The organism is Geofilum rubicundum JCM 15548, from assembly GCF_000974365.1.
Lineage (GTDB): Bacteria > Bacteroidota > Bacteroidia > Bacteroidales > Marinilabiliaceae > Geofilum > Geofilum rubicundum.
This window is the reverse complement of the sequence record NZ_BAZW01000001.1, coordinates 87,972-112,653: the sequence shown is the minus strand read 5'-3', so window position 1 is coordinate 112,653 and position 24,682 is coordinate 87,972. Positions and strand designations below refer to the sequence as shown.

Annotated in this window: 23 protein-coding genes, 1 tRNA gene and 1 pseudogene; 12 read left to right on the top strand and 13 right to left on the bottom strand. The window is 44.8% G+C overall.

The window, feature by feature from the left end; translation table 11 throughout:
* Positions 1–6 precede the first annotated feature (6 nt).
* A pseudogene (gene lacZ / locus JCM15548_RS00475) lies at positions 7–3,158 on the top strand (beta-galactosidase, LacZ type).
* Positions 3,159–3,209: 51 nt separating this feature from the next.
* Here the strand turns inward: lacZ and JCM15548_RS00470 are convergent.
* Together JCM15548_RS00470 and JCM15548_RS24860 are read right to left on the bottom strand one after the other, a co-directional pair.
* A complete protein-coding gene (locus tag JCM15548_RS00470; RefSeq protein ID WP_162198151.1) occupies positions 3,210–3,716 on the bottom strand; it encodes a MarC family protein in 507 nt (168 codons plus the stop codon).
* Positions 3,682–3,891 carry a MarC family protein gene (locus JCM15548_RS24860; RefSeq protein ID WP_062121960.1) on the bottom strand — a complete coding sequence of 70 codons (210 nt, stop codon included), beginning with the start codon at positions 3,889–3,891 and terminating at the stop codon, positions 3,682–3,684. The genes JCM15548_RS00470 and JCM15548_RS24860 overlap by 35 nt, the downstream gene beginning before the upstream one ends.
* 355 nt (positions 3,892–4,246) lie before the next feature.
* On the opposite strand from JCM15548_RS24860, the gene JCM15548_RS20830 reads away from it, so the two are divergent.
* Both JCM15548_RS20830 and JCM15548_RS00460 read left to right on the top strand, forming a co-directional pair.
* The gene (locus JCM15548_RS20830; protein ID WP_083984887.1) at positions 4,247–4,405 is read left to right on the top strand and encodes a DUF1328 domain-containing protein; all 159 of its coding nucleotides are present in this window, start codon (positions 4,247–4,249) and stop codon (positions 4,403–4,405) included.
* A gap of 204 nt (positions 4,406–4,609) precedes the next feature.
* Positions 4,610–5,806 carry a PAS domain-containing sensor histidine kinase gene (locus tag JCM15548_RS00460; protein WP_062121959.1) on the top strand — a complete coding sequence of 399 codons (1,197 nt, stop codon included), beginning with the start codon at positions 4,610–4,612 and terminating at the stop codon, positions 5,804–5,806.
* Between the two features lie 115 nt (positions 5,807–5,921).
* On the opposite strand, the gene JCM15548_RS00455 is transcribed toward JCM15548_RS00460, so the two are convergent.
* Both JCM15548_RS00455 and JCM15548_RS00450 read right to left on the bottom strand, forming a co-directional pair.
* A tRNA-Arg gene (locus JCM15548_RS00455) sits at positions 5,922–5,996 on the bottom strand.
* Between the two features lie 114 nt (positions 5,997–6,110).
* Positions 6,111–6,884 (bottom strand): D-hexose-6-phosphate mutarotase, encoded by a 774-nt coding sequence (locus JCM15548_RS00450; RefSeq protein ID WP_062121958.1) that lies wholly within the window; start codon positions 6,882–6,884, stop codon positions 6,111–6,113.
* Positions 6,885–7,155: 271 nt separating this feature from the next.
* On the opposite strand from JCM15548_RS00450, the gene leuS reads away from it, so the two are divergent.
* From leuS to JCM15548_RS00430, 3 genes are all read left to right on the top strand, one after another.
* A complete protein-coding gene (leuS, locus tag JCM15548_RS00440) occupies positions 7,156–9,942 on the top strand; it encodes a leucine--tRNA ligase (RefSeq protein WP_062122102.1) in 2,787 nt (928 codons plus the stop codon).
* Positions 9,942–10,802, top strand: a complete 861-nt coding sequence (locus tag JCM15548_RS00435) for a YitT family protein (protein ID WP_062121956.1) — start codon at positions 9,942–9,944, stop codon at positions 10,800–10,802. Before leuS ends, JCM15548_RS00435 begins: the two co-directional genes overlap by 1 nt.
* A gap of 85 nt (positions 10,803–10,887) precedes the next feature.
* Positions 10,888–12,192, top strand: a complete 1,305-nt coding sequence (locus tag JCM15548_RS00430; RefSeq protein WP_062121955.1) for a peptidoglycan DD-metalloendopeptidase family protein — start codon at positions 10,888–10,890, stop codon at positions 12,190–12,192.
* Here JCM15548_RS00430 and purN read toward each other — a convergent pair.
* Entirely contained in the window at positions 12,170–12,733 is a 564-nt protein-coding gene (gene purN / locus JCM15548_RS00425; protein WP_062121954.1) for a phosphoribosylglycinamide formyltransferase, read from the bottom strand. The genes JCM15548_RS00430 and purN overlap by 23 nt on opposite strands.
* A gap of 173 nt (positions 12,734–12,906) precedes the next feature.
* Between purN and JCM15548_RS00420 the strand changes: the two genes are divergently transcribed.
* From JCM15548_RS00420 to rprY, 6 genes are all read left to right on the top strand, one after another.
* Positions 12,907–13,143 carry an acyl carrier protein gene (locus JCM15548_RS00420; protein ID WP_062121953.1) on the top strand — a complete coding sequence of 79 codons (237 nt, stop codon included), beginning with the start codon at positions 12,907–12,909 and terminating at the stop codon, positions 13,141–13,143.
* Between the two features lie 32 nt (positions 13,144–13,175).
* Positions 13,176–14,426, top strand: a complete 1,251-nt coding sequence (fabF, locus tag JCM15548_RS00415) for a beta-ketoacyl-ACP synthase II (protein ID WP_062121952.1) — start codon at positions 13,176–13,178, stop codon at positions 14,424–14,426.
* Between the two features lie 27 nt (positions 14,427–14,453).
* Positions 14,454–14,837, top strand: a complete 384-nt coding sequence (locus JCM15548_RS22390) for a ribonuclease III domain-containing protein (protein WP_227625268.1) — start codon at positions 14,454–14,456, stop codon at positions 14,835–14,837.
* A gap of 80 nt (positions 14,838–14,917) precedes the next feature.
* The gene (locus tag JCM15548_RS22385; protein ID WP_227625267.1) at positions 14,918–15,172 is read left to right on the top strand and encodes a putative dsRNA-binding protein; all 255 of its coding nucleotides are present in this window, start codon (positions 14,918–14,920) and stop codon (positions 15,170–15,172) included.
* A 124-nt stretch (positions 15,173–15,296) separates the two neighbouring features.
* Positions 15,297–16,898, top strand: coding sequence for a sensor histidine kinase (locus tag JCM15548_RS00405; RefSeq protein ID WP_062122101.1), 1,602 nt, complete (start codon positions 15,297–15,299; stop codon positions 16,896–16,898).
* Positions 16,871–17,554: a response regulator transcription factor RprY gene (gene rprY / locus JCM15548_RS00400; RefSeq protein ID WP_062121951.1), complete on the top strand. Its 684-nt coding sequence runs from the start codon at positions 16,871–16,873 to the stop codon at positions 17,552–17,554. The genes JCM15548_RS00405 and rprY overlap by 28 nt, the downstream gene beginning before the upstream one ends.
* A 403-nt stretch (positions 17,555–17,957) precedes the next feature.
* Here the strand turns inward: rprY and JCM15548_RS21370 are convergent, their stop codons facing one another.
* The 8 genes from JCM15548_RS21370 to JCM15548_RS00360 form a co-directional block, all read right to left on the bottom strand.
* Positions 17,958–18,128, bottom strand: coding sequence for a hypothetical protein (locus JCM15548_RS21370; protein WP_157482273.1), 171 nt, complete (start codon positions 18,126–18,128; stop codon positions 17,958–17,960).
* On the bottom strand, positions 18,128–18,535 hold the full coding sequence (locus tag JCM15548_RS00395) for a hypothetical protein (protein ID WP_062121950.1): 408 nt from the start codon (positions 18,533–18,535) through the stop codon (positions 18,128–18,130). Before JCM15548_RS00395 ends, JCM15548_RS21370 begins: the two co-directional genes overlap by 1 nt.
* A gap of 21 nt (positions 18,536–18,556) precedes the next feature.
* A complete protein-coding gene (gene lepA, locus JCM15548_RS00390; protein WP_062121949.1) occupies positions 18,557–20,344 on the bottom strand; it encodes a translation elongation factor 4 in 1,788 nt (595 codons plus the stop codon).
* A 213-nt stretch (positions 20,345–20,557) separates the two neighbouring features.
* Positions 20,558–22,195, bottom strand: coding sequence for a chaperonin GroEL (groL, locus tag JCM15548_RS00385; protein WP_062121948.1), 1,638 nt, complete (start codon positions 22,193–22,195; stop codon positions 20,558–20,560).
* A 37-nt stretch (positions 22,196–22,232) separates the two neighbouring features.
* Positions 22,233–22,511, bottom strand: a complete 279-nt coding sequence (locus JCM15548_RS00380; protein ID WP_062121947.1) for a co-chaperone GroES — start codon at positions 22,509–22,511, stop codon at positions 22,233–22,235.
* A 276-nt stretch (positions 22,512–22,787) separates the two neighbouring features.
* Complete coding sequence (gene secG / locus JCM15548_RS00370; protein WP_083984885.1) at positions 22,788–23,189, bottom strand: preprotein translocase subunit SecG; 402 nt, start codon at positions 23,187–23,189, stop codon at positions 22,788–22,790.
* Positions 23,190–23,200: 11 nt separating this feature from the next.
* Positions 23,201–24,175, bottom strand: a complete 975-nt coding sequence (locus JCM15548_RS00365) for a DUF8458 domain-containing protein (RefSeq protein WP_062121945.1) — start codon at positions 24,173–24,175, stop codon at positions 23,201–23,203.
* Positions 24,176–24,181: 6 nt separating this feature from the next.
* Positions 24,182–24,682, bottom strand: a complete 501-nt coding sequence (locus JCM15548_RS00360) for an LptE family protein (protein WP_227625266.1) — start codon at positions 24,680–24,682, stop codon at positions 24,182–24,184.

Genomic DNA, 24,682 nt, shown 5'->3' with positions numbered 1-24,682 from the left:
TGAAAAATGCGCAAAAATTCTTTTTTATCTGTATTAATCTTTAGCTCTTTGTTATGGAGCTGTACATCCTACACCGATTATTCGGAAGTTCCCTTTGAAGAGAAGGTGCCGGCCGACTGGGAAAACACCGCGGTGAATGAAATTAACCGGGAAACCCCTCGTGCCTGGTATGTACCCTTTGCTTCGCCCAATGAAGTGGATGCCGATGACAAATGGGCCTCTTCGCTTTTGCAGTCGCTCAACGGTGAATGGTTGTTCAATTATTCTGACAACCCTTCCTCCCGTCCTTTTTATTTCTTCAAGGATGATTTTGATACCCGAAATTGGTCGACCATCAAGGTTCCTTCCAATTTCGAAATTGAAGGATTCACCTATCCCATCTACACCAATGTGCAATATCCGCACGAAGTCACGCCCCCTACCATTCAGGACCATTACAATCCGGTAGGTTCCTATAAAAGGACTTTTACTCTGCCGGCCGACTGGGATGGCAAAGAGGTGTTTGTTCACTTTGGAGCGGTCAGCTCGGCCATGTATATCTGGGTCAACGAACAAATGGTGGGCTACAGTCAGGACAGCAAAACCCCTGCCGAATTCAACATCACCCAATACCTGAAGCCCGGCGAAAACTCCCTGGCTGTAGAGGTGTATAAATGGAGCGATGGCAGTTACCTGGAAGACCAGGATTTCTGGCGTTTGGGTGGCATTACCCGCGATGTGTTTTTAATGGCCCGCAACCCGACGCACATCCGCGACTTTAGGGTGAATGGCAACCTGGCCGACGATTACACAACCGGCCTGTTGTCGCTGCAGGTAGAGCTATCGGCCAACTTCGACGCCTCTTACAGCATTGCCGCGGCATTAAAAGAAGGCGACACCATCCTGGAAGAATTTTCGGAAGTCGCCACCAATGGACAGGTGCACTTTGAATCGAGCTATCCGGATGTTAAAAAATGGACGGCAGAAACACCCCACCTTTACGAACTGGAAATAACGCTCAGGAACGCAGAGAACGCAGTGGTGGAAGTCCTTCGGCAGGATGTCGGTTTCCGTAGAGTGGAGATCATCGACAATACCCTTCGGGTGAATGGTGAGTACATTTATCTGAAAGGTGCCAACCTTCATGAGCACCATGAGGTTACCGGCCATGTTATGGATGAGGCCACCATGCTGAAGGACATTGAAATCATGAAAAGTCATAACCTCAATGCGGTGCGGACTTCGCACTATCCGCAACCGGAGCGTTTTTATGAACTGTGCAACCGCTATGGTTTGTATGTTGTTGATGAGGCCAATATTGAATCACACGGCATGGGCTATGGCGACCAATCGCTGGCCAAAGACCCGGCCTGGATGGAATCGCATCTTTTCCGCACCCGAAATATGTTTGAACGGGATAAGAATCAGCCTTCCATCATCATCTGGTCATTGGGCAATGAGGCGGGCGACGGCGTCAACTTCGATGCCACCTACGACTACCTCAAATCGGTCGATTCAACGCGTCCAACACAATATGAACAAGCCCACGGTGGCCGAAATACAGATATCTTTGCTCCGATGTATGCCAGCATAGAGCGCATGATTCGCTATGCCGAAGAGGATGGCAGCAAACCACTTATTCAGTGCGAGTATGCCCATGCGATGGGTAACAGTGTTGGCAACCTGCAGGATTACTGGGACGTTATTGAGGCTTACGAGGTGATGCAGGGCGGTTTTATCTGGGACTGGGTGGATGCAGGTCTCCTGACAAAGGATGAAGATGGTACTGAATTTTGGGCCTACGGTGGTGATTTTGGCCCCGACACAGTTCCCTCTGATGGCAACTTCTGTATCAATGGCCTGGTGGATCCCGACCGCGGAATCAAACCAGCTCTTCTGGAGGTGAAAAAGGTCTATCAATACATCAAGTTCCATCCGGAAGATTTGGCCAAGGGGTCCATTGCCATCGAAAACAAATACGATTTCATCAACACCAATCGTTTTGATTTCACATGGGTGATTGAGGGGGATGGCGAAAAGGTGCAATCCGGAACCTTCGACCAAATAAACCTGGATCCGGATCAAAAAACCACCGTTTCAGCCATATGGATTTTACGGTTGAACCGGGTGTGGAATATTTTCTGACCGTTTCGGCTACGCTAAAAGAAGAAGACGGATTGGTGCCTGCAGGCACCATTCTGGCCGCTGAGCAATTTGAACTGCCCATTGCGCTGCCAGCCAATCCTGTTGAAGCGGAGCTTTCTGCTTTATCAGTGGTTGAAAATGGCGATACGGTAAGGGTTTCGGGTAACGACTTTGAGGTCTCGTTTGACAAGGCCAATGGACTTATGACCAGCTTCGTAATAAACGAGCAGGAAATGCTGCTGAAGGGTCCTGAACCCTCCTTCTGGAGAGCACCCATCGATAACGACTTTGGTAACGATCTGCCGATACGCTCCGGCATTTGGAAAAATGCCGGAAAAAACCGCCAGGTGGTTTCTGCCCGTGTGACGGAACCAACGAATGGCCAGGTGCAGATTTCTTTTGTCTTTGACTTAAAAGATGACGAGGGAAATAAAATAGCAGATTACACCAGTCAATATCTGGTGAAAGGCAACAGCACCGTGGAAGTGGACAACCACTTTAAAATGACTTCGGATGATCTGCCTGAGGTTATCCGTATAGGAATGACGCTGATTATGCCGGAAACATTCAACCAAATGTCGTGGCTGGGACGCGGACCGCATGAATCGTATCAGGACCGTAAGACCAGTGCCTTCGTTGACCTATACAGTGGACCGGTGGCAGATCAGTACTTCCCCTATGTCCGTCCCCAGGAAAATGGCAACAAAACGGATGTCAGGTGGCTGTCCATTACCAACGATAACGGTGAAGGCCTGTTGTTTGAAGGAAAACAACTGCTTGAAGTATCGGCCCATCATAACCTGCTTGAAGATTTTGAATCTCCCCGCAGAACGGATGGTCGCCTGCCCGAAGGCGAAACCGCCGTTCAACGCCACATCAACGATGTTAAACCCCGTGATTTGACGGCGGTCGATATCGACCTCAAACAAATGGGTGTGGGTGGCGATACCAGCTGGGGCGCCTGGACGCACGAACAATACAGGCTGACCGACAAAGAATACAGCTACGGCTTTATTATTAAACCGGCGAAATAAGCCTAAGTAACCGCATAAAAAGCCCGTTAGTTTTTCAACTAACGGGCTTTTTTAAGGCTTATCAGCATCCGGTTCAATGGCAGAATGTCCCTCCATCCAACTGGGGAATACCTCTCCAAGGCCTTCCACCATAAATTGGACGGCAATGGCTGTAACGATGATGCCAAATATTCTTGTAAAAACAACAAATACGATACCATCCATATTTTTCTCCAGAAAGGAAGAACTTAGAAATACAATTAGAAGAACAATAAATGCCATCAATACGATTATGGACATGGATACAAAATCGATAAAAGATCCTGATAATGAACCGTAAAGAATCACTGTAGTAATAGAACCGGGTCCGGCCAGCATTGGTATCCCAAGAGGGACAAGAATTTTCCTGAATCGCTGCTTGGCGAGCGAAAAATCGGTTAAACCCTCTTCCATTCTGTCGTCAAGCTGGGTGGCTTCCCCTTGCAACATGGACAATCCGGTAAAAAGCAGCAAAATACCACCGGCAATTTTAAAAACCTCAATATCAATGGACGAAAAACTGAAGCATATATTTCCCAACAATAAGAAAAACAACGAGAATGATATAGCTCGTGCCCGTCACTAAGAAAGCGATCCGCTTTCTTACCGTAGAGCTGGCATCATTGGTTAATTCGCTCCACATGGGCCAGATGCCTAAGGGGTTAATAATGGCCACCATGGCAATGAGGAAGTTGATGTATAAGTCCCAGTTCATAGATCTTTATTTTTTAAACGTTTAAGAGCACTCATCAATGCTTTGTGAAAATCACGCCAACAATTATGTGGTGGTATAACTGTGGTTTAAACGGCCTTACTGTAGAGAATTATCCCCTGATTTGATTCTTGTGTGTCGCAATTTCCACAGCATGATGACTTACAAGCAGGTATCCTAAAATACATCAAACCACCTTCACAAAAACCACACAAACCGCTCACCACCTAACAATATTAAACTTATCTAATATATTAGAAAGAAAAACAAAGGCCAAAATAGTATCTGCGCATTAGCGGGTATGAATATTGAATCGAATGCTTATGATAGAATAAATTATTCATTAAACCCATGTATTATGATTGGATGGATTATAGCAGCCTTAATTGGGGCCTTGGTATTTGCCCTTCTTGGTTTTACAGGAATAGCAAGAGGTTTTGCAGCGATTGCAAAAATTCTTTTTTACATTTTTCTGGTTATATTGGCCATTGTGATTATTATGAATGTCGTGAGTTGACCTTTATGGTAACGAAATTGAAAACCTTCAATTTTCATATTCAGGTCCAATCCGCAAGAGATACAAATTTCCTTTTGGAAGCTTGAAAATGAAAATTGATGCGTACATGTTTAAATTTTCTTTATGTTCGATCAATCAATGTTTTATGTTTAGAAATGAGTTAACTTGCAGTTGTCCTAAACCAAAGGGCTAAAACATAAACAAATGGAAAACAAAGAAGACCAACCGATCATTCGGAAAAACAAATACGTACCTGCTGCAGAGTTTTATAGCCAAATAATTGACAGTTTACAGGATTATTCCATTTTCACATTGGATAACCAATTAAGCATCAACAGTTGGAGTTCTGGTTCTGCAAAAATTCTAGGTTACGAAACAGAAGAAATAATAGGAAAGCCTTTCGATATCATTTTTACGGATGAAGATAAAAAGGCGGGTATTCCGAAAAAAGAAATTGAAACCGCATTGAATGAAGGCAGAGCCACAGATAACAGGTGGCATATTGGGAAAGACCAAAGTCTGTTTTTTGCTTATGGTGTGGTTTTTCCGCTTATCGGTTCAGACGGAGACATGTTGGGTTATGTCAAAATCTTGCGTGACTTAACTCAGCGAAAAAAAAATGAGGATGCCATAAAAAAATACATCATAGATCTCGAGGATCTTAATACGCATAAAGAGAGTGTTCTCGCTATTCTTTCCCACGATTTAAGAGGTCCCCTCGCCACCATTATTCAAATCTCAGGTTTCTTGAAAGATCATTACCAAACCATGAAGCCCGAAGAGGTTCAGGAAATGTTGGAGGTACTGCATAAGTCATCAACGGATGAATTAGATATGCTGGACTATCTGGTAGAGTGGGCTAGAATCAAATACGCCTCTGACTCGTTTTCTCCAACAAAAATAAAACTGACCGAATACATCAATAAGGTCTTCGAAACACTATACGACACTGCCACGATCAACACCATCAACCTTCATCAGGAAGTTGAAGCAGACACTTCCGTGTTTGCGGATGACAAAATGCTGATTTCCATCATTCAAAACATCGTTTCAAATGCAATTAAACATACTGGCAAAGGAGGAACAATAACGGTTTCCGCAAAAACCATAGAAGATAAAATCATTGTTCAGGTGAAGGATTCCGGTGTTGGTATGTCCAAAGAAATCATGGATAACCTCTTTACGCCTCAGATGAAAAATCTTGCAGAAGCCAGAAAAAACAATAGCGGTGCCGGAATTGGATTATTGTTGGTAAAAGGGTTTTTAGAGAAAAATGGCGGTGAAATATGGGTAGAAAGCATTGTTGGTGAAGGCTCCTCTTTTTATTTTACTTTACCCATTGATAAACCTTTAAGGAATAAAATCAATGCCGACGAATTAATGTTTGATGAAAGTGATTAAGGCGAAGCCCGCCTAATTAGCATATTTATGAGCAAAGCCTCCATGTTTTAATAGCTATAGCATAAAAAACCGCTCCACAAAAAACCCTGCAAATGTTTCATTTACAGGGTTTTGCTGGTGATCCCGACGGGATTCGAACCCATATCTTCAGAACCGGAATCTGAAATTCTATCCATTGAACTACGGGACCTTTAATTTGAGAGTGCGAAAATAGTTATTTTTCCGCAATTGCGATAATAATTGGAGCAGATTATGCCAATATTCCTGTTGAGTCAACGTTTTGCTGCTTTATAAGACCAGTTGTTTATTGCATAACATGCACCGACTGTGGTTCGATTACCAGAGCGTTGTGCCAAACATTCGCTGTTTCCACACAAACAAAATGCTGATAATCGCCATCGCCTAAATCAACCATTTGCCTGGCAAGGTCTGCCCAGGGATTCCAAACAACGGTCGATTGACTTCCGCTTTTTTTAACAACAATGGTTCGGTCCAAAGCGGCATCCACAATCAGGCAGGTCGCTGTGGTATCGGTGTAAGACCTGTCTACTTCACGTTGGATAACGATGGACTGGTCATCCCCGGCAAAAGCCTCATCAGAACGAATCTCTTCCATATAAGGTACGCCCGTTAATCCTTCAATACGGACTTGAGAGATATCGCCAACCCTGAAATAGCTATGTAAAGCATTGGTGATGGTAACTGGCACATCACTTAAATTTTTCACCTGCCATTTGACCGAAAGCTCCTCTCCCGCTTCAATAACCAGCTCTGAAGCAAAGCGATGATCCCACCACGGACGTGTCAGCACACTATCATTTAATGCCAGTACCAGTCGGGTAGCCCCGGTCAGCAATTGCTCAGTAGACTTAAGCTCCCAATTGAGCAGTCGCGCAAAGCCGTGCTTGGGACCGTCCGGATTCTCCTTATTGCTACCGAACCAAGGAAAGCAAACCGGAATGCCTCCCCTGATGGCTTTCCCTTCCTCCATGGCAGATGAAGTACTCACCAGTAACAAATCTTCCTGTCCCTTGGGAATATACGAAAGCACCTGCCTCCGTACAAAGAAACCTTGCAATTGGCCAATTGATTGGATATGTATGCCATCCTCAAACCGTCTTCCTCTATGAAAACAAGATGCTCATTCAGACCATATCGTTTGTTAAGTTCCTGTACCAACATTATCTTATTTTTAAATTATTGGGGCTTTCAGATTTCACCATTCTACCAGAAAGGCCTCCTTATACAGCCCAAATTTATTACAAATCAGCTAAAACCTCAGCCTTTACCATTCAAAAACTTTTCCTAAATTCGCACATTCATACGCAAATTTGACAATACAGCCGGTTATGGAATATAATTTTAATGAGATTGAGAAAAAGTGGCAACAATATTGGATTGACAACAAGACCTACAAAGTAACCATCGATCCCGACAAGCCAAAATTTTATGTATTGGATATGTTTCCCTATCCTTCTGGGGCAGGCTTGCATGTGGGGCATCCGCTGGGCTATATCGCCTCTGACATTTACAGTCGTTACAAGCGCCTGAATGGCTTTAATGTGCTGCACCCAATGGGTTATGATGCTTACGGACTGCCGGCTGAGCAATATGCCATTCAGACCGGACAGCACCCGGCTGTTACCACCGAAAACAACATTGCCCGCTACCGCGAGCAAATGGATAAGATAGGCTTCTCTTACGACTGGAGCCGGGAGGTGAAAACCTGCGATGCCGACTACTACCAGTGGACGCAGTGGGCTTTCATAAAAATGTTTGAGCATTACTACGACGATGACGCGAAAAAAGCCATGCCTATAGCCATGCTCATTGAGCACTTCGAAAAAAATGGCACAGACGGTATGAATGCCGCCCAAACAGAAAAACTAAACTTCTCAGCTCACGAATGGAAGGGCAAAACAGAAAAGGAACAACAGGAAATCCTGCTGAACTATCGTTTGGCTTATCTGGCCGACACCATGGTCAATTGGTGCCCGGCTTTGGGTACGGTGCTGGCCAATGATGAGGTAAAGGATGGCTTCAGCGAACGTGGGGGGCACCCGGTGGAACAAAAGCGCATGCGTCAATGGCTGCTGAGGGTTTCGGCCTATGCTGAGCGGCTGTTGAACGGACTGGAGACCATTGACTGGAGCGACTCGCTGAAGGAGATTCAGCGCTACTGGATTGGCCGCTCTGAAGGGGCTGAAATGGTTTTCCCGGTTAAAGATTCGGAGGTGGAAATGAAGATTTTTACCACGCGCGCCGACACGGTTTTTGGTGTAACCTTTATGGTTTTGGCCCCCGAAAGCGAGCTGGTACAACAAGTCACCCGGCCAAATCACCAAAAAGAGGTGGCGGACTATCTTGAACAGACTAAAAAACGGACAGAACGCGAACGGCAGGCGGAGGTTAAAAAGGTCACCGGTGTTTTCACCGGCGCTTATGCCATTAACCCACTCAGCAAGGTAGAAATTCCTATCTGGATCAGTGATTATGTGCTGGCCGGATACGGTACCGGTGCCATTATGGCGGTGCCGGCACACGATAGCCGCGACTTTGCCTTTGCCCGCACCTTCAACCTGCCCATCCCACAAGTAGTTGTGCCCAAAGGAGAAGAACCGGCCGACACTTCAGCCTGGAGCGACTCCATCGATTCCAAGGAAGGAACCATGATCAATTCGGGCTTTTTAGATGGCTTAAGCGTGCCCGAGGCCATTGAAAAGACGAAAAAACATGTTGCTGAAAAAGGCATAGGACAGGTCAAAGTTAATTTTCGCCTGCGCGATGCCATTTTTAGCCGCCAACGCTACTGGGGGGAACCCTTCCCTGTTTTTTACAAGGAAGGCATGCCCTACATGCTCAAAGCGGATGAATTGCCGCTACAGTTACCCGAGGTGGACAAGTATTTACCCACCGAAAAAGGGGAACCGCCTTTGGCTCGCGCCAAAGGCTGGCAAACACAGGAAGGTTATCCACTTGAAGTGAATACCATGCCCGGTTTTGCCGGCTCATCGGCCTATTACCTGCGTTACATGGACCCCCAAAACAAGCAGGAGCTGGTAAGTTCCGAAGCCAACCAATACTGGCAGGATGTGGACTTGTACATTGGCGGTACCGAACATGCCACCGGCCACCTTGTCTATTCCCGCTTCTGGAACAAAGTCTTATTCGATCTGGGCAAAGTCTGCAAAGATGAACCCTTCAAAAAGCTGGTCAACCAAGGCATGATTCAGGGCCGCTCTAACTTTGTTTACAGAGTAAAAGGCTCCAATCAGTTCGTCTCTTTGAATTTGAAAGACCAGTATGAGACCATGGAAATTCATGTGGATGTCAATATGGTGCACAACGATCAGCTGGACATAGAGGCCTTCCGGGCCTGGAACCCGGAATACAAAGACGCCGAATTTATTTTGGAAGATGGCAAATACTTTTGTGGCTGGGCCGTTGAAAAGATGTCCAAATCGATGTTCAACGTGGTCAATCCCGATACCATTGTGGAGCAATATGGAGCAGACACGCTGCGACTTTACGAAATGTTTTTAGGGCCACTTGAGCAATCCAAGCCCTGGGACACCAATGGTATTGACGGAGTACATAAGTTTCTACGAAAAGTCTGGCGCTTGTTCATAAACAAGGAAGGGCACCTGAGCATCTCCGATGAAAAGGCCTCACCTGAAGAGCTAAAAGTGCTGCACCGCACCATTAAAAAGACGGCCGATGATGTAGAGCGCTTTTCATTTAACACAGCGGTCAGTTCTTTCATGATTTGTGTAAACGACCTGAACGACCTTAAATGTAATAAACGCGAAATACTAGAGCCACTTTTAGTACTGCTGGCACCATTTGCACCGCATGTCACCGAAGAACTCTGGCAACGACTGGGGAACACCCAATCGATTTGTGATGCCCAATGGCCGGTTTTCAACGCCGAACATTTGGTGGAGAGCTCCATACTCTATCCGGTTTCTTTCAACGGCAAAATGCGCTTTAAACTGGAACTACCTGCCGGTTTAAGTAAAGCTGAAATAGAAAAAGCAGCCTTACAAAATGAGCAGTCGCTCAAATGGATAGAAGGTCAGCAAGTGAAGAAAGTGATTGTAGTGCCCGGAAAAATCATCAATATTGTAGTGGGTTAATGAGTGCGCAGGAGATACGAAAAGAGGTACAATCCTACGTCCTCCTGACCATTGGTTTAGCTATTAGCACCATAGGATGGGCAGGTTTTATCATTCCCTCTGAAATTGTAGGTGGCGGTGTGATCGGCATCGCCACCGTTTTTCACTTCTTGACGGGACTGGATATCGGCATCATGGCTTTTGGCATGAATGCCTTGCTCATACTTCTGGCCATAAAAATTATTGGCTCCTCCTTTGGCCTAAAAACCATTTATGCGATTTCTGTTTTTTCTCTTTTTCTCTCTCTGACGAGTCACTACATTGACGGGCCACTGGTTTCGGAAAAAATCATGGCCACATTAACAGGCAGTATCCTCGCAGGTACGGGGAGTGGTATCGTCTTTTTAAATGGGGGCAGCACAGGCGGTTCTGACATCATCGCGCTCATGATTAACAAGTACCGGAACATTACGTTGGGCCGTCTGCTGCTATACATCGATGCCATTGTTATCAGTTCTTCTTTCTTCCTGTTTAAATCGATTGAAACCATGGTTTATGGTTTTGTTACCATGGCCATCATCGCCTACACCGTGGATGTGATCATCAGTGGCACTAAACAAACGGTCCAATTTTTTATCTTCTCAGATAAGCATGAAGAGTTACAACACCATATCATTCATGTCGCCAAAAGAGGATTGACCATTCTGCCGGGACAAGGAGGGTACTCGGGCCACGAAGTCAAGGTGCTCATGGTGATTGCCCGCAAAAGCGAATCACAAATCATTCTTCGTATCATTAAGCAAATTGACCCACAGGCCTTCATTACCATGGGAAGCGTCATGGGGGTATATGGCCAGGGCTTTGAAAGTATCAAAGGTTGAAAATTATTCACCTCAGGTTGCAAAAGCATTGACACATCGTTATATTTACGAAAATTATTCTTTTTAACGCTCGACCTCATAACGAATGAAGAAAATTCTGATTGCACTTATCGTACTGCTTGTTATTGCCATCGCTGCAACCATCTACATATACCAATGGCGTCAAAAGAACGATGTTACCCAAGAACAACAAAAAGCGCTTACCCTCGATGAATTCCCTCCTCCCCCGCCACCAAACAGGGTCTATGGCTTAGTGGCGGACTCGTTTCAGATTGAAAATTTTAAAGTGGCCCGTAACCAAAATCTGGCCTCGATCCTCCTGGCACAAAACGTTGAGTACCCAATCATTTACCAGCTGGCAGAAAAAAGTAAAGAAAAGTTTGATGTTCGACGCATACGAACAGGCAATCCCTACGCCATATTTTATAGTCGGGACACCCTTAAAACCCCGCTTTGGTTTGTCTATGAGATTGACAAAACAGATTTCCTGGTGATGCAACTGACCGATTCTCTTGATATCATTCGAGATAGAAAACCCATCGAAGTGGTGCGGAAGAGCGGCACAGGAATAATCACCTCCTCCCTTTGGAATACCATCAACGAGAACAACCTCCATCCTGTCCTCGCCATGGAGCTTTCTGAAATCTATGCCTGGACAGTTGATTTCTTCGGCATTGAAAAAGGAGACAAATTCAGAGTGATTTACGATGAGCAGTATGTAGACAGTGTCTCCATCGGCATTGATGCCATACATGCAGCTCATTTCAACCATAAAGGACGAGAATATTATGCCTTCCATTTCAAGGAGGACAGTGTTTGGAGCTACTTTGATGAAGCTGGAAACAGCTTGAGAAAGGCATTTTTAAAAGCCCCATTAAAATTCTCAAGAATCAGCTCCCGATTCAGCAATAACCGCTTTCATCCGGTATTGAAAATTAACCGGCCGCACCATGGAGTGGATTATGCTGCCCCTTCAGGCACCCCTGTTTATGCCATTGGTGATGGCACTGTGACAAACCGTGGATGGGACCCCAAGGGCGGTGGCAACTTCATCAAAATTCGGCACAACAGCGTCTACACCTCTTTATACATGCACCTTCAGGGATTCGGAAAGGGCATCAAAAAAGGAGGCTTTGTACAACAAGGTCAGCTCATCGGCTATGTGGGCAGCACAGGTCTGTCAACAGGACCACATCTGGATTTTCGCATGTACAGAAGCGGATCAGCGGTTGATCCGCTTAAAATTGAAGCACCTCCGGTTGATCCCATCCAGGAAGACAGCATGGCAGAATATCTGGAGTATATTGAACCCCTGTTTTTGGAATTACAACAACTCAAACAATACACTTCCCCGCCAGCTCCTGCCACTAAGCAAGCAGTTGCTCAATAACTTTGGGGAAGTACGTGTGCTCCAGGGCGTGAATTTTTTGTACAAGAGAGGCTCTATCTTCACCCGGTTCAACGGAACAAGTCGCCTGAAACAGCGTGTTCCCTTCATCAAAATGCTCATTCACGAAATGAATGGTGATCCCTGACTCCCTTTCACCGTTTTGGAGAACGGCATTATGCACCTTATCACCGTACATCCCTTTACCTCCATATTTTGGCAGCAAAGCAGGATGAATGTTAACAATGCGATCGGGGAAAGCTTTCACTATATCCTGAGGTACCAACCAAAGAAATCCCGCTAAAACAATGAGATCTGGTTGACTTCCTAACAAAAATTTAAGAACTTCGCCATTGTTATAAAAACTCTCCCTTGAAAACACCATAGTGTTGACACCCAAGGACTCAGCGCGCTTCAAAGCATAAGCGTCAGGATTATTGGATAACAGGTAGCTAACTTTAACATTAGCGGAATCTTTAAAGTATTTAATGATATTTTCTGCATTGCTCCCTGACCCCGACGCCAGTACTATTATTTTTTTCATTTTCAACAAGTTATCCTAGTGTGAATTTAAGAATTTAAACCCTAAAATTATAAAAAAAAGAGCCCTAATAAGAATTTCGTTGAAGGAATATTTGATTTATTTTGTGCAAATCTATTTCTTTGCACAGTTATTTTTAAAACTAAAATTGAATTATTAACTAAAAATTAAAAGCTATGTCAGACATTGCATCAAGAGTTAAAGCAATTATTGTAGACAAGTTGGGAGTTGACGAATCAGAAGTTACTCCAGAGGCTAGCTTCACCAACGATCTGGGTGCTGACTCTCTTGACACTGTTGAGTTGATCATGGAATTCGAAAAAGAATTCAACATCGCCATTCCTGATGATCAAGCTGAAAACATCGGCACAGTAGGTGATGCAGTTGCATACATCGAAGAGAATGCCAAGTAAGACAATCACTAGTTATCACTGAAAATTAATTTATGGAGTTAAAAAGAGTAGTTGTAACGGGACTAGGCGTCATAACCCCCATTGGAAATTCCGTGGAAACCTACTGGAATAACCTGATTAAAGGGGTAAGCGGAGCCGGACCCATTACTCGATTTGACGCCACCAATTTCAAGACTAAATTTGCTTGCGAGGTAAAGGATTTTGATCCTACAGATTACCTTGATCGTAAAGAGGTAAGAAAAATGGATTTGTTTGCTCAGTACGCTATGGCGGCGGCTGAGCAGGCTATCCAGGATTCCGGTCTTAACCTGGAAGAATTGGACCCCGACGAGGCCGGGGTTATCTGGGGAGCTGGTATTGGTGGGATCATAACCTTCATGGATGAAGTCAAAGCCTATGTTGAAGGCAACGGCATTCCCCGTTTTAGCCCGTTTTTCATACCAAAAATGATTTCTGACATTGCTGCCGGACACATTTCTATGAAGTACGGTTTCAGGGGGCCAAATTACGCTACCGTATCGGCCTGTGCCTCTTCATCACACGCCATAGCTGATGCTTTTAACCATATCAGAATGGGAAAAGCAAAAGTATTTATTACAGGAGGTTCTGAAGCAGCCATTAATGAAGCAGGCGTTGGAGGTTTTAATTCAATGCAGGCCATGTCAACCTTTAACGAAGATCCTGCTCGTGCATCCCGTCCATTTGACAAGGAACGCGACGGTTTTGTTATTGGAGAAGGTGGCGGTTCGCTCATTCTGGAAGAATACGAACACGCTGTAGCCAGAGGCGCAAAAATCTACTGCGAGGTGGCAGGAGCCGGCATGACGGCCGATGCTTATCACCTCACGGCTCCCCATCCGGAAGGACTGGGTGCAGCAAAAGTGATGGAAAGCGCCATGAAAGACGGCGATATTGACTTGAAAGACGTTGATTACATCAATGTGCACGGAACATCCACTCCCCGCGGGGATATTGCGGAAGTCCTGGCCATAATAAAAGTTTTCGGCGATCACGCTTACGAAATGAATATCAGTGCCACAAAATCAATGACCGGGCATCTCCTGGGAGCTGCCGGAGCCATTGAGTCTATAGCATCGATTCTCGCAATCAGAAATGGCATAGTCCCCCCGACCATTAATCATAGCACGCCTGATCCTGAAGTGGACAGCAAGTTAAATCTTACGTTCAACGAAGCTCAGGAGCGCAAGGTACGGGTAGCCTTGTCAAACACATTTGGATTTGGTGGTCACAATGCATGTGTGGCCTTTAAAGCGATTGAATAAACTGTGTTCAAGCATCTCTTAATATCAATGAAACTTCTTCCCCGAAAGGGCAAGAAGTTTTATTGTTTGATAAAAAACATCACAGGCATTTTACCTAAAAATCCGGACTACTACTTATTGGCCTTACATCATAAATCATTGATGCGGAAAGACGACAATGGACTGCCCATCAACAATGAACGGCTGGAATACCTGGGAGATGCCATTTTGGGCGCGGTTATTGCGCATGAGCTATATCTCCGGTTTCCGCATAAGGACGAAGGGGCGCTGACCAAAATGCGGGCACGAATTGTAAATCGCCACAATTTGAACCGCCAGGCCCTGAAAATGGGATTGGGCCAATTGATTAAAACACAACCTTTGGCTGATTTAGCGCAGACCCATATTCCGGGAGACGCCTTGGAAGCCTGATTGGGGCCATATACCTTGACCGCGGCTATTTTAAATCAAGGGAATTTATACTCTCTAAACTACTGAACACCCATACCGATTTGGAACACATTTTTGAAAACGATTCGAACTATAAATCCATTTTGATTGAATGGGGACAAAAAAACAGACGTGAAATTCACTTTGTGACGGAAGAATACACCAACAACAACGAAATCACCTTTTTAGCCCAGGCCCATGTCAACAATGTGGTTATGGGACAAGGAAAAGGTGCATCCAAAAAGGAAGCACAGCAAAATGCAGCAGAGGAAGCGCTGAACAATGTGGCAGAACACCATGAACAAATGCTTAATTGAAGGGCCCGTTCTTATGCCGTTTTTCTGAAAATCCTCCCACCTAAAAGTACTGATTTTCAGACAAATGTAGTTAATTAATGTTAAACAGGCCTATAATTATCATTTAGCAGTTATTTTTGTGAATATGAGCAGAAGGTTTATTCAACTACTTATAGTGGTAATTACCATCACACTGGTCGGTTTGATTTATATTCAAATGCTGTGGATAAAGAATGCCACAAGCATCAAAGAGGACCATTTTGACCAGCTGGTGCGCCAGGCGCTTGACCAGGTAGTGCACCGCTTAGAAATCAACGAAACGTCCATGTTAGGGGCCCGTTTGGAATTGGGTCAAAACATCAGTCTGCCGCCCCAACTCAATAATGAAAACCGGTACTTTTCGGGTAAGAACCAGCGTCGTCCAGGAGGGAACCGAATGCAGTACGACATTTCTCTGGATTTTTCCTTTTCCGATTCTCATTTTAGCACAAGGATGTCCACCTATCAGGAAGACTCTCTGGTATCCAGCTACCAGGAGCGAACCCCTATGGTATATAATCCGCAAGGAAATACCGATCCTTTGTCGCATGCACTCAACAATATCCAAAAGCAACTCAAAAGTAAAATTGCTGAACAGGAAGCCCAATTAATGAAGGGCATCTTCATCAGTGACATCCCCATTCAAGAAAGAATTTCCCGTGAAATGATGGATGTTACGCTTCTTCAGGCCTTTGAGGAAAGAGGCGTTTCCTTGCCCTTTGAGTTTGGCATTTTCAATTCCCGCGGCGAAATGGTCAGTTCCACCACTAAGTTTGACCGTGAAGCGGCCACCGTTTCCTATCAGAAACATTTGTTTCCCAACGACGTTCATCCAAAACCCAATTTCCTCCTGGTCTATTTCCCCAAACGTCCTAACTTCATCATGGACTCCATGGGAATGGTTTTACCAACCGCCATCTTCACTCTGGTGATGATTTTCATGTCGATACTCACCATGATTATCATTGTCAGACAAAAAAGACTGGATGAAATCAAAAATGATTTCATCAACAACATGACTCACGAATTCAAAACTCCCATCTCTACCATATCTTTGGCTTCACAAATGCTTAAAGACGCTGCAGTAGCCAAAACCCCCTCCACCTTACAACACATATCCGGCGTTATACAAGACGAAAGCAAGCGCCTGAGTTTTCAGGTGGAAAAAGTCCTTCAAATGGCTATCTTTGATAAGGGAAAGGCCGGACTGAAAATGAAAAAAACCAACATCAATGAGTTGGTTCATGGCGTGGTTAACACCTTTCGTATCAAAGTTGAATCACAAAATGGTAAATTGGTAGAAAAATTAGAGGCAAAAAATCCATTTGCACAGGTAGATGAGGTGCATTTTACAAATGTTATTTTTAACTTGCTGGATAATGCCTTGAAATACCGCCGGGGAACACCGGTTTTTTATGTAAAAACATGGAACAGGCCAACCGGATTGGTAATAAATATACAAGATAATGGTTTAGGTATTTCAAAAGAGAATTTAAAACGTATCTTTGAGAAGTTTTATCGCGTACCAACGGGGAACGTGCATAATGTTAAAGGCTTTGGTTTAGGCTTGGCTTATGTCAAAAAGATTGTGGAAGATCATGGCGCTGAAATTAAAGTCGAAAGTGAATTAAATGTAGGAACTAAGTTCGAAATATTTTTACCCCTTAAAAGCAATAAGGAATGGAAAAAGAATATAAAATTCTCCTGACCGAAGATGATGAAAACCTGGGGATGTTACTCCGGGAATACTTGGTAGCCAAAGGTTACGAAACCGATTTATTGCCTGACGGAGAGGCCGGTTACGATGCCTTTATGAGCAAGAAATATGATGTTTGTATTTTTGACGTCATGATGCCCAAAAAGGATGGCTTTACCCTGGCCAAAGAAATAAGAATGGTTAACACGGAGGTGCCCATCATTTTCCTCACGGCCAAGTCGATGAAAGAGGACATTTTTCAGGGCTTCAAAATTGGCGCTGACGATTATCTGACCAAGCCCTTCAGTATGGAAGAGCTATTGTTCCGTATTGAAGCCATTTTGCGTCGTACCAAAGGAACGTTGGCCAGCCAGGATGTCTTTCAAATTGGCAAATACAAATTTGACACCCAAAAGCAGCAGCTCATTGATGGCGAAAAAGTGGTTAAACTAACCACCAAAGAGTCTGAATTACTCAAGCTCCTTTGCAACAATGCCAATAAGGTTCTGGAGCGGAATTTCGCCCTAAAAACCATCTGGGTGGACGATAACTACTTCAATGCACGAAGCATGGATGTTTATATCACCAAATTGCGTAAGCACCTTAAAGATGAACCTTCAGTAGAAATATTGAATGTCCATGGTAAAGGCTACAAGCTGGTGATGTAATACCAACCTTCCTTAAAGGTATGGAATGGGGCTTACTATTGGCTGTTTGCAGGCAGTAAACAGTGAATAAGGTTTTTTTGTTGCCTGGCCCGAACACTTTTAATTAAAACAAATGGGCTTAACCCATTTGTACGAACACATATCTCAACGGGGTTCTCTGAAAAAGAGCACCCCGTTTTTTTGTCAGACGTTTCATGATATCTGCATCATACATGATGGCCGCACAAAAATCGCCATCAAAATTCGGCGAAGTTACAAACTTCGCCGAGCGGCAAGATGGATTAATCTGCGACAGTAGCATTATTCAATGTTAGGGACGTGCCACATAATGGCGGACTCTGCCAAGCAGTGAGCAGACAGATTTTTAGCAAAAAAACTTAAGGGGTGCAGGCAGCAAAAAGTCTTAGCGCTTGCGGTTAGAATAGCTGAACACCAGGCCCACCTCTGCCCAGGTAGCCCACAAGTCATCAATGGTGGTGCTGTTAGAGTGTAGATTGTAATTATAACGGCCTTCGACAGAAGCACTCAACTTCCCCACCGGAAACGTAAATTCCAGACCACCGGCCAGGCCCATCAGGCGTCTCGTTCAAGCACCACCTGGTCATCATTGTGCATCACAAACTGGACATAGGAGCCCAGATTAATAACAATGGCTGTACGACCCACCGGAATTCTAAAACGGGACAAAAACGGGGTATGGAGATAGCTGTAGGACAGACTACCCAATTCTTCATCGTCATGCGTCAGGTGACTATAGTTGGTCTCGAACAATATGCCAAAATTCATTTCGCCCAGATAAACCACCCTGCCTCCTATCAAAGAACCGACAAAGGGTTCATCGCCAATCCTGTCTTCCAGAAACATATTTGAAAAGCTGGCTCCGGCTTTCACCCCAAACTCCGCATAAGGTTTAAATTCAACTTGCGAAAAGACGGTATTCGTTATTCCTAAAAACAGAAAGACAGCTATCAAACATCTCATGGACAGGCGTTTTATCTTATATTAATCGAGTTTCAGTACCGCTAAAAAGGCCTTTTGAGGCACCTCTACGTTACCCACTTGCTTCATCCGTTTCTTTCCCTTCTTCTGCTTTTCCAACAATTTACGTTTACGGGTAATATCACCACCATAACACTTGGCGGTCACATCCTTCCTTAAAGCCTTAACCGTTTCACGCGAAATAATTTTCGCACCAATGGCGGCCTGAATGGCCACATCAAATTGCTGGCGCGGAATCAGCTCTTTCAACTTCTCACACATGCGCTTCCCAAGGTTATAGGCATTATTGACGTGTGTCAATGCCGATAAAGCATCCACATTCTCCCCATTCAGCAGGATGTCCAGTTTCACCAACTTGGACGGACGGTAGCCGGTGGTATGATAATCAAAGGAAGCGTAGCCTTTGGAAATACTTTTCAGTTTATCGTAAAAATCAAAAACAATTTCAGCCAGGGGCATATCAAAAACCAACTCTACCCGATTGGTCGTTAAGTAATGTTGCTTAACCAATTCACCTCTTTTGCCGAGGCAGAGATTCATGATATTTCCAATATAATCGGCATGAGTAATTATTTGGGCACTGATATAGGGTTCTTCCACATAATCAATGCTCCCCCCATCCGGTAGTCCGGCAGGATTGTGCACCTCTAACTTTTCACCTCTGGTGGTATACACATTATACGGCACGTTGGGTACCGTAGTAATCACATCCATATTGTATTCCCGATCGAGCCGCTCCTGCACAATTTCCATGTGCAACAGACCCAGAAAACCACAACGAAAGCCAAAACCTAAGGCGGCGGATGATTCGGGCATAAAGGTCAGGGACGCATCGTTCAGCTGAAGTTTTTCAATGGCCACGCGAAAATCTTCATAATCTTCGGTATCTATGGGGTAAACACCTGCAAATACCATGGGCTTCACTTCCTCAAATCCGGCAATGGCCTTGGCACATTTGCGCTTGACATGCGTAATGGTGTCGCCTACCTTGACCTCCTTACTGGTTTTAATCCCCGAAATGATGTAACCCACATCTCCGGTTTTCATCACATCACGCGGCACAAGTCCCAAGCCCAGCACCCCCACTTCGTCGGCATAATACTCCTTCTCGGTGTTAAAAAACTTAACAAAATCCCCTTTCCGTATTTCGCCGTTAACCACCTTAAAATAGGCAATGATTCCTCTAAAGGAATTAAAAACAGAATCAAAAATCAAAGCCTGCAAAGGGGCTTCCGGATCACCCACCGGAGGGGGCACATTTTCAACAATGGCCTCCAGAATGGCATCTATACCCATCCCCGTTTTCCCACTGGCATGAATAATTTCGTTGCGCTTACACCCCAGTAAATCAATGATCTGATCTTCCACCTCCTCGGGCATGGCATTGGGCATATCCATTTTATTGAGCACAGGTATGATGGTCAGATCGTGATCAACCGCCTGGTAAAGGTTGCTGATGGTCTGGGCCTGAATACCCTGAGTCGCATCCACAATGAGCAGTGCTCCTTCACAGGCGGCAATCGACCTGGAAACTTCATAGGCAAAGTCAACGTGACCCGGCGTATCAATCAAATTCAAGGTATAGGCCTCATCGTTATGAACATGCTGCATTTGGATGGCCTTACTTTTTATGGTAATGCCACGCTCCCGCTCCAGGTCCATACTGTCAAGCGTCTGCTCCTGCATTTCCTTAGGGGTAATGGTTTTAGTAACCTCTAACAAACGGTCAGCCAGGGTACTTTTCCCATGATCGATATGGGCTATGATACAAAAATTACGGATATTCTTCATCTATCTTATGGATTTTCAAGCACTGCCTCTTCCTCTTAACCATCGCTTCAGGCAGACAGATGGATGGCTCACTTCAAGTTTGCAAATATATTGAATTCCATGGACTTTTCATAAATAAGACGCTGGTTCCGGGCGTAAAAATCTTCGGTTTAAATACAGAAAAGGGCCGGCTAAAAGCCGACCCTTTATAAAACCATTCGATAGGAATTTTGCTTACATCATTCCCGGCATACCGCCACCCATTCCACCTGGCATTGCAGGTGCAGGATTATCTTCTTTCTTTTCGACCAAAACACACTCAGTGGTCAGGAACATACCTGCAATAGAAGCTGCATTCTCAAGTGCCACACGGGTCACCTTGGCAGGATCAATAACACCGGTTTTATTGAAATTCTGGTATTCGTCCACACGGGCGTTGTAACCAAAATCTCCTTTTCCCTCACGAACTTTCTGAACCACTACCGCACCTTCTTTACCAGCGTTGAATACAATCTGGCGCAAAGGCTCTTCAATGGCACGTTTCACGATTTCGATACCGGTTGTCTGATCTTCGTTTTCTCCCTTAAGGTTCTCCAGAGAATCAATGGCCCGGATATAAGCCACACCACCACCGGGAACAATTCCCTCTTCTACGGCAGCACGGGTAGCGCTTAAAGCATCATCCACACGGTCTTTCTTCTCCTTCATCTCCATTTCAGAGGCAGCACCAATATAAAGAACAGCCACACCACCGGCTATTTTAGCCAGACGCTCCTGCAGTTTTTCACGATCGTAATCCGAAGTCGTGTTGGCAATTTGTCCCTTAATTTGACCGGCACGGGCTTCAATGGCATCCTTGGCGCCATTACCATTCACAACAGTGGTATTCTCCTTGTTGATGGTAATTTTTTCAGCTGTTCCCAACATTTCCAAAGTGGTATTTTCCAGCTTCAGACCGGTTTCTTCCGAAATAACGGTTCCACCTGTCAATACCGCCAAATCCTGCAGCATTTCTTTGCGACGGTCGCCAAAGCCGGGGGCTTTAACAGCAGCCACTTTCAGGGAACCTCTCAAGCGGTTCACCACCAGGGTAGCCAAAGCCTCTCCGTCCACATCCTCGGCAATGATCAGCAATGGACGACCCGACTGGGCTGTTTGCTCCAACACGGGCAACATGTCCTTCATGGCACTGATTTTCTTGTCGTGGATCAGGATATATGGATTCTCCAGCTCTGCCTCCATCTTCTCGGTGTTGGTTACAAAGTAAGGAGAGATATAACCACGGTCGAATTGCATACCTTCCACTACCTCAACAGTGGTCTCAATACCTTTGGCTTCCTCAACGGTAATAACACCCTCGCGACCCACTTTTTCCATGGCTTCAGCAATCAGGCGACCAATTTCGCTGTCGTTGTTGGCTGAAATTTTAGCAACCTGTTCAATTTTCTCATTGTCGTCACCAATCTCATGCGCCTGAGCTTTGATACTTTCAACCACTTTTGCTACAGCCAGATCAATACCCTTCTTCAATTCCATTGGATTGGCACCGGCAGTCACGTTCTTCAGTCCCACGTTAATAATCGACTGGGCCAGAACAGTGGCGGTGGTGGTACCGTCACCGGCATCGTCTCCGGTTTTAGAAGCCACCTCTTTAACCATCTGAGCACCCATGTTGGCATAGGGATCCTCCAATTCAATTTCCTTGGCCACGGTCACGCCATCCTTTGTAATGGAAGGAGCGCCGAATTTCCTGTCAATAACCACATTGCGACCCTTTGGACCCAAAGTTACCTTTACTGCATTGGCCAGCGCATCAACCCCTTCTTTCAGGAGTTCGCGGGCCTCAATATTAAACTTAATTTCTTTAGCCATTTCAATCTTATTTTAAATCGGATTACTAATAATTGGATTATGCGATGTATAAAATGTCACTCTGCGAAATAAGCAGGTAATCCTCACCATCAATACTCAGTTCGGTACCGGCATATTTTCCATAAAGAACCACATCTCCGGCTTTTACTTCCATGGCCTCATCCTTTTTAGAAGCACCTACCAACAAAACCTCGCCTTTCAGTGGCTTCTCCTTGGCAGAATCAGGAATAATAATACCACTGCTCGTCTTTTCTTCTGCTGCCTGCGGTTTTACCAAAACCTTACCGGCAAGAATTTTTCCTTTTAAAGTTGACATTTCTAATATTGATTTAATCGTTAAACATTTTTTATTGTACGGAATGTTGTGTTTCACAAAACATGCCAAAGCCCAAAACAGCCTTATTATGGCACAAAAACTGCCATTTTGCCTTAGTCAGATGACTACTCCTGCTATACAGAAGCCAGCCCCTTACTCCTTCCAACAAAAAATGAATCACTTAGGCACAAAAAAGAGTGTCAGGAAACCTGACACTCTGACATATTTTACGGTGACATTTATTTTCACCCGTCCACCGGATCATTGAAGGGTGGTTTACTCTTCTATTTCCAGTCCTTCTATATCTAAATTTTCCAATCCCTCTTCAGGATTACCTTCTTCAGGATTACCTTCTTCTTCAGCGTCGTCTCCTATGGGAAAGTTAGGCATGTTAGATGCAGGCGGCATGACATTCTCCATCTGCTCGTCAATAACGGACCGACGTCCCATTTCACCTTTGGGTAAAACCATCACCGCTACAAAGGATAACACCAATAAAGCTGTGGCCAGTGTCCAGGTAGCTTTTTCAAGAAAATCAGTGGTTTTTCGCACCCCCATCACCTGATTGGATGAGGCAAAATTTGAAGCAAGTCCACCACCTTTGGAGTTCTGAACCAGAACGATTAAAATCAAAAAAATGCTGACCAAAATCACCAACACAGATACAAATGGATACATATTATTACTTATTACTGATTATTAATGTGTTCTTCCAACTCTTTAATTCGACGTGCAAAGTAAAGGTTTTTTTCGGGATATTTCAAACGCAAACGTTCGAATATATCAATTGCCTTAAAAAAATGTTCCTGTTTGATATATATATTGGCCAGGGTTTCGGTCATCAAATCCTCATTTTCCTGCAGGCTCTTGGCCGAAATGTCGACAATTTCATCCTTCTTATCCTGTGCCTTGACCGGAGGGGTTCGTCGCTTCTTCATGCCACTCTCCAAAAAATGATCGATCAACGACCTCTTTTTGCCGCCATTTTCCTCTACCTCAGGATTCACTTCGGAGGGCGGCATTGGAGCAGGCTGATTCTTTAATACGCTTAACCAACCCGAAAAGGAGTGCGCTTCATCCCAATTGGCGCTTTCGTTATCTGATAAACGATAGGGAGATGTTTCAGGCATTTCGTATCCCAGTAAATCCGCACTGGGCAAAACGATGTTCTCTGTCTCATCCGGAAAAGCATATCTGATCTCCTCTTCATCGTCCTCCTGCTCCTCTTCAAAAGAGCGGGTAAACCTTAGCGAATCTCCGCTCTCGGTTTTAAAATCCTCATCCGCTCCAAAATAATCATCTGCAGCTACCGGTCCTTCTGTCTCAATGAAGTCCTCAAGCGTTTTGTTCTGGTCCGGTTCTGAAGTCTGATCATCCGATGGTAAAACAACCACATCGGCGCTGTCCGCTTTTTCCGTAATCGCCTCTATTTCCGGCGCATGCAACAACTCAAACAACCGAGACCGGTCAGCAATATGGGCGGCAGCGAGTTTTAATTCATTGTTATAACGAATGTGTCCCAACAAATGCAAATTCTTAATCCACAGCATCCTTCCTGCCTGAAAAAAAGGATACTCGTCCAACACCTCCCGCATCTGATCAAGCGTCTGCTCGTTCAGGCCGTGGGGCTGACCAAGGGCGGTTGTAATTTGCTGCTTGTTCATATATTCCTACCAGTCAGAGAATGCTTTGTTAAAAATATTTTCAGTAATCTGATCCACGATATCACTTACCAATTCAGATTCTATGGCCGTAATATTCTGGCTGCTCTCAAAATCGGCATAAGCAGAAAAGGAAGATTCCCAATTCTGTTGGGGATTTTTAAAATTGCGGTAACGCACCCGAATGCTAATGGTCATGCGCGTTTCTGCAGAGATGGCATTGGCCTGAATGGCCATAGGCCGCAGGTCATACCCGGTGATTTCTCCTGAAAAATCCACATCTCCCACCTCGTCATTGATAATCAGACGTGATTCCGAAGTAATCCGATCCTTTAAAGCCTCTGTGAAGGTCTGACTCAAAAGCGGATTAATGAGCGGGGCCCGGTTTTCGAAATACTGAACGGAAGCAGTATTGACATTTTCCGGAACAGAGGACCCTCTGAAAGTCATCTGCACCTTGCAACCGGCCATTAATACAACAGCCGCGACCCAAAACAGACGGGATGCCAA